Below are 8,455 nucleotides of genomic sequence, written 5' to 3' on the forward strand. Positions count from 1 at the left end.
TTTCCCTAGCGGGGAGAAGCCCCCCTTTGTCTCCCCCGGTCGGGTGCACCCCCCCCCCCCCCCCCCAGGCCGGCCAGGTGCCCTCCACCAGCCAGGCGATCACCCGCATCCGCCGCACCTCCCGCCGCCGCGCGCCTTCGCGGCGGCGCCCGCGCACCCTACAGAATCCGCAACGACCCCCACAGTGCCACCACCGCGACCGCGAGGGACGACGGCACGGCGAGCAGACCCAGCCGGGTGAACTCCCCGAGGTCCACCTCGTGCTCGTGCTGGTGCACGATCCGCCGCCACAGCAGCGTGGCCAGCGACCCGGCGTAGGTGAGGTTCGGGCCGATGTTCACCCCGAGCAGCACCGCGAGGACCGCGCCCGGCCCGGCCGGGGCCGCCAGCGGCAGCAGGACCAGCACCGCGGGCAGGTTGTTGATCAGATTGGCGAGCAGCGCGGCCAGCGCGGCGGTGCCGAGCAGCGCGACGAGCCCGGTGCCGCCCGGCAGCACCTGCCCCAGCACGTCCGCGAGCCCGTTGTCGACCACCGCCCGCACCACCACGCCGAGCGCCAGCACGAACGCCAGGAAGGCGGGGGCAGCCGCCCGTACGACCGTCAGCGGGGTCGCCCGGCGCCGCGCCAGCGCCCGCCCGGCCAGCACCAGCGCACCTCCGGCCGCCACCCAGGCCGGTTCCACGCCGAACACCGACGCCACCAGGAATCCGGCCAGCGTGCAGCCCACCGTCACCAGCGCGAACAGCGGCAGCCGCGGCGCGGCGCCGGCGTCCTGGTCCGCCGGGGCCGCCGCGGCGAGGTCGCGGGCGAAGAACCGCCGGAACACCAGGTACTCGACGCCGATCGCGGCCAGCCACGGCAGCGCCATCAGCGCCGCGAACCGGGTGAAGCTCAGCCCGCTCGCCGCGAACGCCAGCAGGTTCGTCAGATTGGACACCGGCAGCAGCAGCGACGCGGTGTTCGACAGGTGGGTGCAGGCGTACACATGCGGTTTGGGCCGTACGCCGGTACGCGCGGCCGTGGCGAACACCACCGGGGTGAGCAGCACGATCGTCGCGTCCAGGCTGAGCACGGCGGTGATGGCCGAGGCCAGCGCGAACACGGCGGTCAGCAGCCGCACCGGCCGGCCGGCCGCCCAGCGGGCCGTCCACGCGCCGCACGCCTGGAACAGCCCGTCCACGTCGCAGAAGTGGGCGATCACCAGCACCGCCGCGAGGAAGCCGACCACCGGGCCGAGCCGCTCGGCCTCGGCCCGGGCGTGCGCGAGGGGGAGGACGCCGGTGGCCACCGCGATCCCGGCGGCGGGCACGGCCATGACCGCCTCCGGCCATCCGAAGGGCCGTACGACGGCCCAGGCGAGCACGGCGACCAGCAAGGCGGCGGACAGGGCCGCGGCGAGCGGGGTGTTCAGGGCGGGTCCTTCCGGAAGTGATCACGGGGTTGCCCGCCCATGAAAACAGACCGCCGCTCCGGGACCGGTCAGGGGCTCGGTGGAGGAGTGGTCAAGGCTCGGCCCAGGACCCCGGTCAGGGCCCCGTGCCCGGGCCGAGGAGCGTCAGACGGGCGGCCGAGGCGGTGCCGGAGACCGGCACCGGGCCGCCGGGCCAGGACACCCGCAGCGGATCGCGTTCGTCCGGCGGGGTGACCAGCAGCACGGCCGGGGTGGCCGCCTTCGCGCCGCTGACCTGCGGGTTGGAGAAGGTCAGCCCGGCCCAGGCGCTCTGCCCGGGCCGGACCGTGACGGTGACCGGGGTGCCCGGCGCCCGCCTGGGGTCGGAGCCGAGCCGGCCGCCCGAACCGTTCAGGAAGGCCGCGCCCGGATAACCGCGCAGGGTGCAGGTGCGACCGGACCTGTTCGTGAGGACCACCGGGAAGTTCTCCTGGCCCGCGCCCGGGTCGCCCCGGCCCACCGAGGCCCGCAGCTCGGACGTGTGACAGCGGGAACCGCCCGCGGCGGTCGCGGGCGCGGCGGTCGTGCGGCCGCCCGAGGACGCCGCCGTCCTCGGCGGGGCCGGCGGGAGGGAGGAGACGGGGGCCGAGGAGGTGGCCGGGGCCGACGCCGAGGGGGTGGGCGTCGGCCGCGCGGGGGCGGCCGTACCGGAGGACCTGGCCGGGGGATCGCTGCGGGCGGTCTCGCCGTCGCCGCAGCCGGCCAGCAGGCCGAGCACGGCGGCCGTGCCCACGAGCAGGGCCCCGCGCCGCGCGGGCCGGGGGGTGTGCACCATGTCGCTCACACTCCTGAAGGATCGTGGCACGCGGCCGTGGCGCGTGCCTGGGGCGCCGGGTGCGCCGTTCTCCCCGTCCGATGCGCGGACCGCCGGAAAAGTTCGGGGCACGCGGGTTCTTTTCCCCGTTTCGCCCCTCCGCAGGCGCCGTTCAGGCCACCCGCAGCGAACGCAGTACGCCGTCGGCCGCATCGCCGTCACCCCGTCGGCGTATCTGCACGTACACCTGCGGGCGAGCGGCGCCGCCCGCCGGGGAAAGCACGCACTCGGTGACCGAGCCGCCGTCCGGGCAGCGGCCGAAGGACCGGACCAGGCCGCGCCAGTGGGCGTCGGCGAAGGTGCGCGAACCCGTGGAGCGGCAGCCGGGGTGGGTGAGCGCCGCCACCGCGGCGGCGAGGCGGCCGCGGCCGCCGACGCCGACGAACACGCCGTCCACGGGCGCGGTCAGGTCGGTCCAGCGGGACAGGTCGTCGGCCACCACCAGGCCCGGCTCGCGCCCCGCCGCCAGCCCGAGCACCCGCGGATCCCAGCCGGAATCGCGCAGTTCGCGGCCCCAGCCGGCGGGCACCGTGAGCGTCACCCGCCCGCCGGCGTCCGTGATCCGCACCCGCTGCGGCCCGCCGCCGTCCCGGTGCTGCGCCACGGTCACCGTGACCGCGGCGGCGCCGGCGGCGAGCACCGCGGCGATGGCCAGAGCCACCGGGCCGAGCCGGGCGCGCGGCCCGGCGGCCCGGCGGGCGGACGGCGCCGGGGGCCGCTCGGCCAGCCGGTCCAGCTCCCGCGCGAACGCCAGCGCGCCCGGCCAGCGCCGCGCCCGGTCCGGTTCCAGCGCGCGCAGCAGCGCCCGCGCCACGTCCTCGCCCAGCTCCGGCCGCAGCCGCCGGGGCGGCACCACCTTCCCCGGCGGGCCCGGCACGCTCCCGGTGAGCAGTTCGTAGCCGACCGCGCCCAGGCTGTAGACGTCCGCCCGCTCGTCGATGCCCGCGCCGGGCTCGGCCTGCTCGGGCGGCCGGTACCCCGCCGAACCCGCCGCGAGCGTCAGCACCGAGGCCTGCGCGAGGCTCTTGGCCAGGCCCAGGTCGGCCAGCAGCACCCGCCGCGAGCCGTCCGGGGCGGTGTGCAGCAGCACATTGGCCGGTTTGATGTCACGGTGCACGATGCCCGCCTCGTGCAGCTCGGCGGCGGCGCGCGCGGCCTCGGCGGTCAGCGCCAGCGCCTCGGGCACCGGCAGCGCACCACCCGCCGCCAGCTCGGCGAGGGTCCCGCCACCGGCGTACTCCATCACGAAGTAGGGCCGCCCGTCCGGGAGTTCCCCGATGTCGTAGACCTGCACCACCCGGCCGGAACCCGCCCGGCGCAGCAACCGGGCCTCGGCCAGGAAGCGTTCCCTGACGTCGAGCCGGTGCGCCCAGTTCTCCGCGAGGACCTTCACCGCGACCGGAGCCTGCAGCCCGGGGTCGTGGCCGAGCCACACCAGGGCGAACGCGCCGCTGCCCAGCGGCCGTTCGAGACGGTACCGGCCGATCCGCTCCGGGGGCTGCATACGGCTATCATGCCTGGCCCGAGGAAGACGTGAAGGGGGCCGCCGTGCCGGACCGGACGCCGACCGAGGAACTGGCCCGGCGCGCCGCCGCCGGTGACGGCGCGGCGCTGGAGCTGCTGCTGAGCGAGATCCGGCCCGAGACCGTGCGCCGCTGCGGGCGGTTCCTGCCGTGCCGGGAGGACGCCGAGGAGGCCGCCCAGGACGTCCTGCTCCAGGTGGCCCGGCACATCACGGGCTTCGAGGGCCGCAGCCGCTTCGGCACCTGGCTGTACACCGTCGTCGCCAACTGCTGCCGGCAGAAGTACCGCGAGCTGAGGCGCCGGGCCGCCGAACAGCCCGCCGCGATCGAGCCCGCCCACGCCGTCGACCCGCGCACCACCAGCGTCATCGCCGGCTCCCGGGTGGACCTGCTGGAGGCCCTGGACCGGCTGGAGCGGGAGCATCCGCAGCTGGTCGCGCCGCTGGTCTACCGGGACATCTGCCAACTGGACTACGCCGAGGCCGCCGAACGCGCCGGCATCCCGCTCGGCACCCTCAAGTCGCGCCTGCACGAGGCCCGCAGACGGGTACGCCCCTGGCTGACGGCGTCCTGAACCCGGCGGTCGCGCCGTCCCGTCCGGGCGGGTACGCCGTACGGGTTCGGCCCGGGCCCGCTACCGGTCCTGCTCGAACAGCGGCAGTTCGGCCCAGATCGTCTTGCCGTCCGAGGTGTGGCGGCTGCCCCAGCGCTGGGTGAGCTGGGCCACCAGGAGCAGGCCCCGGCCGCCCTCGTCGAAGACCTTGGCCCGGCGCAGGTGCGGGGCGGTGTGGCTGGCGTCGAAGACCTCGCAGGTCAGCGTGGTGGCGTCGTGGATGAGCCGGAGCCGGATCGGGTGGGAGCCGTACCGGATGGCGTTGGTCACCAGCTCGCTGACCACCAGCTCGGTCGTGAACGACGCCTCGCTCAGCGACCAGTCGGCCAGCTGCTCCACGACCTGCTTGCGGATCGGCGCGACCAGCGCCGGGTCGGCCGGGATGTCCCAGGTCGCCACCTGCGAGGCGGGCAGACCCTGGGTGCGGGCGAGCAGCAGCGCCACGTCGTCGGGGGCGCCGCCGTAGGGGAGGAGGGCGTGCAGCACGCGATCGCAGGTCTCCTCAAGTGAGCCGGCGTACGCCCCGAGCGCCGCGTGCAGCAGCTCCCGGCTGGCCTCCGGGTCCCGTTCCCGGGACCACACCAGGCCGTCCGTGTACAGCGCGAGGACCGTGCCCTCGGGCAGCTCCACCTCGGCGGACTCGAAGGGCAGCCCGCCCAGGCCCAGCGGGGGACCGGCGGGCAGCTCCAGTGCCCGGGGGGTGCCGCCCGGCTCCAGGACCACGGGCGGCGGGTGCCCGGCGCGGGCCAGGGAACAGCGCCGGGACACCGGGTCGTAGACGGCGTACAGGCAGGTCGCGCCGAGTTCGCCGGGGCTGCCCGCCTCGCCGGCGCTCGCGGCCCCGGACTCGTCCGAGAGCCGCAGCACCAGGTCGTCCAGGTGGGTCAGCAGCTCGTCCGGGGTCAGGTCGATGTCCGCGAGGGTGCGCACGGCGGTGCGCAGCCGGCCCATGGTGGCCGAGGCCTGGATGCCGTGCCCGACCACGTCCCCGACGACCATGGCGACCCGCATCCCGGAGAGCGGGATCACGTCGAACCAGTCCCCGCCGACCCCGGCGCGGGCGGCCGGCAGATACCGGGAGCACGCCTCCAGCGCCGCCGTGCGCGGCAGCGAGCGGGGCAGCAGGCTGCGCTGGAGGGCGAGCGCCGTCTCCCGCTCGCGCGAGTAGCGGCGCGCGTTGTCGATGCAGACGGCGGCCCGCGCGGTGATCTCCTCGGCCAGCAGCACGTCGTCCGGGGTGAACGCGTCCGGCCGCCGGTGCCGGCACAGCACCGCGACCCCGAGCGTCAGCCCGCGGGCCTGGATCGGCACCGACATCGAGGAGTGGACGCCGAACTCCCGCGCCCGTTCGCCGCGCTCGCCGTGCCAGGTCAGCCACCGGTCCATGGCGGCGTCCGGCAGCGAGGCGACGATGGTGCGGCCCGCGGCCAGCGCGTCCGCCTGCGGGGACGACACCGGGAACCGCTCCGTCCGCCCGGGGCCGACCACCGCCTCCGGGACGCCGGGCAGCACCGACTGGTGGGCGACGCGGCGCAGCCGCACCGGCGCGGTGACGCGGGCCGGGGGCTCGCCGTGGCTCTCCTGCGGGTCGAGCAGGTCGATGGTGACGAAGTCGGCGAGCGCCGGCACGCACACGTCCGCCAGCTCCTGGGCGGTACAGGTGACGTCCAGGGTGGTCCCGACACGCACGCTGGCCTCGTTGACGAGCTGGAGCCGCTGCCGGGCGCGCTGGTTGTCGGTGATGTCGTGCGCGGCCATGGACACGCCCCGCACCCGGCCCGCGCGGTCGCGCACCGGAGCCATCCGGGCCAGCCAGGCGTGCGCCCGGTCCTCCCCGCCGGTGCGCAGGAAGGTCTGCACGTCCAGCGGCCGGCCCGAGGTCAGCACCCTGAGCAGGCCGCGCTCCAGCTCCTCGCTCTGCGGCTTGCCGCCCAGCTCCGCGAGCCGCAGCCCCCGTACCCGCTCCTCGGGGAGCCCGACGACGGCGGCCATCGCCTCGTTCATCCGGCGCAGCCGCAGCCGGTCGTCGTACACGGCGATCGCGCAGGGTGACTGGATCAGGCCCGCCTCGGCGAGCGGGTCCTCGTCGACGGGCGGCTGCGCGCCGGCGAGCGGGGTGACCACGAGCCAGTCGCCCGGGCGCCCGTCGTGCGGTGGGCGGCGGTGGGCGAGCAGCCACACGGAGACGGTACGGCCGTCGTGGTGACGCAGCGCGACGGTACCCTCCCAGCGCGGGCCGTCGGGGGCGGCCGGGGCGGGGGCGCCGGCCAGCAGTTCGGCGGCGGGGCGGCCCAGGACGGCGTCCGCCGGGTGGCCGAGCAGGCGGACGGCGCCCTCGTTCCATTCCCGCAGCGTGCCGTCGTCGCCGACGACAGCCCGTGCCGTGCCCGTGTCGTCGAACGGATAGACCCGGCTCATCGTCGCCGCTCCAAGCGCACACTCTCGGTGAACAGATGGCACCACCCGTGTACCAGCGTAGTGCGTGATGCGCTCGCGTGAGGGGCGGCGCCGGGGCCCCAGGGCCGACCGGTCGAACACGCCCGGGGCCCGGTCACCGGCGATCACCGCCCGCGCGGACGGTCTGCGCCCGTCCACCGTCCGCCTCGGCACCACCCCGGCCCGCCCGGCCGTGACCACCGCACCCGCCGTCCTCCGTCCCGACCCCCGTCGCCGCCCGGCCACCCGCACGCGGACGCGAGCTCCTCCGGCCGCCCGGACACCCCGCCCGCCGCGATGCCGGACGGCGATCCGGCCACCGGCCGGTCCAACGCCTTCGCCGAGCAGGCCACCGCGCTGCTGCCCGCGTGCGACGGGGCCCGGGAGAAGGACCGGGTGTCGGTCGACCACGGACGCACCCGGACCTTCGACCGGGTGGCCGTGTCCTTCACGGTCGACGCGGGTCACAGCCTGCCCGCGCGGGCCGAGGCCGCGGTGCGGGACGGGCACGCCCGGGTCCCGGCGACCGGGACGAGGGCGGAGTGGGCCACCGCCTCCGACACCCCCACCGTCATCACCTTCGGCCCGGTCCGGGGTTCCCGCCTGCGCCTGACCCTCACCAGCGCCCGCCCGGGCCGTCCCGAGGGCGCGGTGCGCATCGGCGGATGGGAGACGTGAGGGGGCGGGCAGAGCGGGCGGTACCGTGACGTAGCCCGCCCCACCTGGGGATATTTACGCGTGAGTACCCGCGCGGTACCGTGAGGGCATGCCAGCTCTCAACGTGGAGTTCAGCGAACGGGAACTAGAGGACCTGCGCCAGATCGCCAAGGAGCGCGGTACGTCGATGAAGGCCCTGGTCCGAGAGGCCGCCGCCGCCGACATCGCCCGGCACCGGGCCCTCCAGGAAGGCGCGGAGGCCTTCCGCCGCTTCTTCGCCGGCCACGCCGAGGAGTTCGCCGCGGCCTTCCCCGACGACGAGCGCCCCGGCCGGGGCGAGGCCGCCTGAGCGATGCCCTCCGTCATCCACATCGACGTTCCCTGGCTGCTCCAGCGGCACGAGGAGGTCCTGCCCGACCAGCCCGCCGTGGACGACTTCTCGGCGCTGGTCGCGGCCGTCGCCCGGCACCGGGTGGACCCGCCCCGGCTCGGCGTCGACTCCGACGCCGCCTGGCGGGCCGCCGCGCTGCTGCACACCCTCGCCGTGCTCAAGCCGCTGCCGGCCGCCAACGCCCGCTTCGCCTGCGCCACCGCCGTGGCCTACATGTTCGTCAGCGGCGCCGGCATCGATCCGCCCTACGGCGCCCTCGTCGACCTCGCCCGGGATCTGATCTCCGGCAAGACCGACGTCTACGGCGCCGCCGACCGGCTGCGCGCCTGGCAGATCTGACCCGCCCCGGCCGGCGGAGGAAGCCGCCGGAGCCACCGGCCGGGACGGGCCTCCCGGGGAGGACCGGGACGTCAGTCCACTACCGGACCGCCCCCTTCGGGAGCGTGCGCGGCCGGCCGGTGCGTGCGCCCGCTTCACACGGGGCGGGGGGGGGGGGGGGGGGGGGGGGGGGGGGGGGGGGGGGGTGGGCGGGGGCGGTGGCGCCTTTCCCCCCTCCCCCCTCCCTCCCCT

Annotated in this window: 8 protein-coding genes; 4 read left to right on the plus strand and 4 right to left on the minus strand. The window is 76.8% G+C overall.

Annotated features, from left to right (window positions below; genetic code table 11):
* Positions 1–158: 158 nt before the first annotated feature.
* From ACZ63H_RS16410 to ACZ63H_RS16420, 3 genes are all read right to left on the minus strand, one after another.
* A complete protein-coding gene (locus tag ACZ63H_RS16410; protein WP_469865633.1) occupies positions 159–1,412 on the minus strand; it encodes an SLC13 family permease in 1,254 nt (417 codons plus the stop codon).
* 115 nt (positions 1,413–1,527) lie between these two features.
* Positions 1,528–2,226 (minus strand): DUF4232 domain-containing protein, encoded by a 699-nt coding sequence (locus ACZ63H_RS16415; RefSeq protein ID WP_469865489.1) that lies wholly within the window; start codon positions 2,224–2,226, stop codon positions 1,528–1,530.
* A 151-nt stretch (positions 2,227–2,377) separates the two neighbouring features.
* A complete protein-coding gene (locus ACZ63H_RS16420; RefSeq protein ID WP_469865491.1) occupies positions 2,378–3,769 on the minus strand; it encodes a serine/threonine-protein kinase in 1,392 nt (463 codons plus the stop codon).
* A gap of 44 nt (positions 3,770–3,813) precedes the next feature.
* Between ACZ63H_RS16420 and ACZ63H_RS16425 the strand changes: the two genes are divergently transcribed.
* On the plus strand, positions 3,814–4,362 hold the full coding sequence (locus ACZ63H_RS16425; protein WP_467932095.1) for an RNA polymerase sigma factor: 549 nt from the start codon (positions 3,814–3,816) through the stop codon (positions 4,360–4,362).
* Between the two features lie 60 nt (positions 4,363–4,422).
* Here ACZ63H_RS16425 and ACZ63H_RS16430 read toward each other — a convergent pair whose 3' ends face one another.
* Entirely contained in the window at positions 4,423–6,819 is a 2,397-nt protein-coding gene (locus tag ACZ63H_RS16430; protein ID WP_469865493.1) for a SpoIIE family protein phosphatase, read from the minus strand.
* A 315-nt stretch (positions 6,820–7,134) separates the two neighbouring features.
* On the opposite strand from ACZ63H_RS16430, the gene ACZ63H_RS16435 reads away from it, so the two are divergent.
* From ACZ63H_RS16435 to ACZ63H_RS16445, 3 genes are all read left to right on the plus strand, one after another.
* Entirely contained in the window at positions 7,135–7,515 is a 381-nt protein-coding gene (locus ACZ63H_RS16435) for a hypothetical protein (RefSeq protein WP_469865495.1), read from the plus strand.
* Between the two features lie 88 nt (positions 7,516–7,603).
* Positions 7,604–7,843, plus strand: coding sequence for a hypothetical protein (locus tag ACZ63H_RS16440; protein ID WP_030607465.1), 240 nt, complete (start codon positions 7,604–7,606; stop codon positions 7,841–7,843).
* Between the two features lie 3 nt (positions 7,844–7,846).
* Complete coding sequence (locus tag ACZ63H_RS16445; protein ID WP_467932091.1) at positions 7,847–8,224, plus strand: toxin Doc; 378 nt, start codon at positions 7,847–7,849, stop codon at positions 8,222–8,224.
* The last annotated feature ends 231 nt before the right edge of the window (positions 8,225–8,455 follow it).

The organism is Streptomyces sp. NPDC104831 (genome assembly GCF_055583025.1).

Excerpts from the sequence above, each read along its gene's own strand:
- ACZ63H_RS16415 (WP_469865489.1), bottom strand. The coding sequence starts at position 2,226 with ATGGTGCACACCCCCCGGCCCGCGCGGCGCGGGGCCCTGCTCGTGGGC.
- ACZ63H_RS16420 (WP_469865491.1), bottom strand. The coding sequence starts at position 3,769 with ATGCAGCCCCCGGAGCGGATCGGCCGGTACCGTCTCGAACGGCCGCTG.
- ACZ63H_RS16430 (WP_469865493.1), bottom strand. The coding sequence starts at position 6,819 with ATGAGCCGGGTCTATCCGTTCGACGACACGGGCACGGCACGGGCTGTC.
- ACZ63H_RS16435 (WP_469865495.1), top strand. The coding sequence starts at position 7,135 with ATGCCGGACGGCGATCCGGCCACCGGCCGGTCCAACGCCTTCGCCGAG.
- ACZ63H_RS16440 (WP_030607465.1), top strand. The coding sequence starts at position 7,604 with ATGCCAGCTCTCAACGTGGAGTTCAGCGAACGGGAACTAGAGGACCTG.
- ACZ63H_RS16445 (WP_467932091.1), top strand. The coding sequence starts at position 7,847 with ATGCCCTCCGTCATCCACATCGACGTTCCCTGGCTGCTCCAGCGGCAC.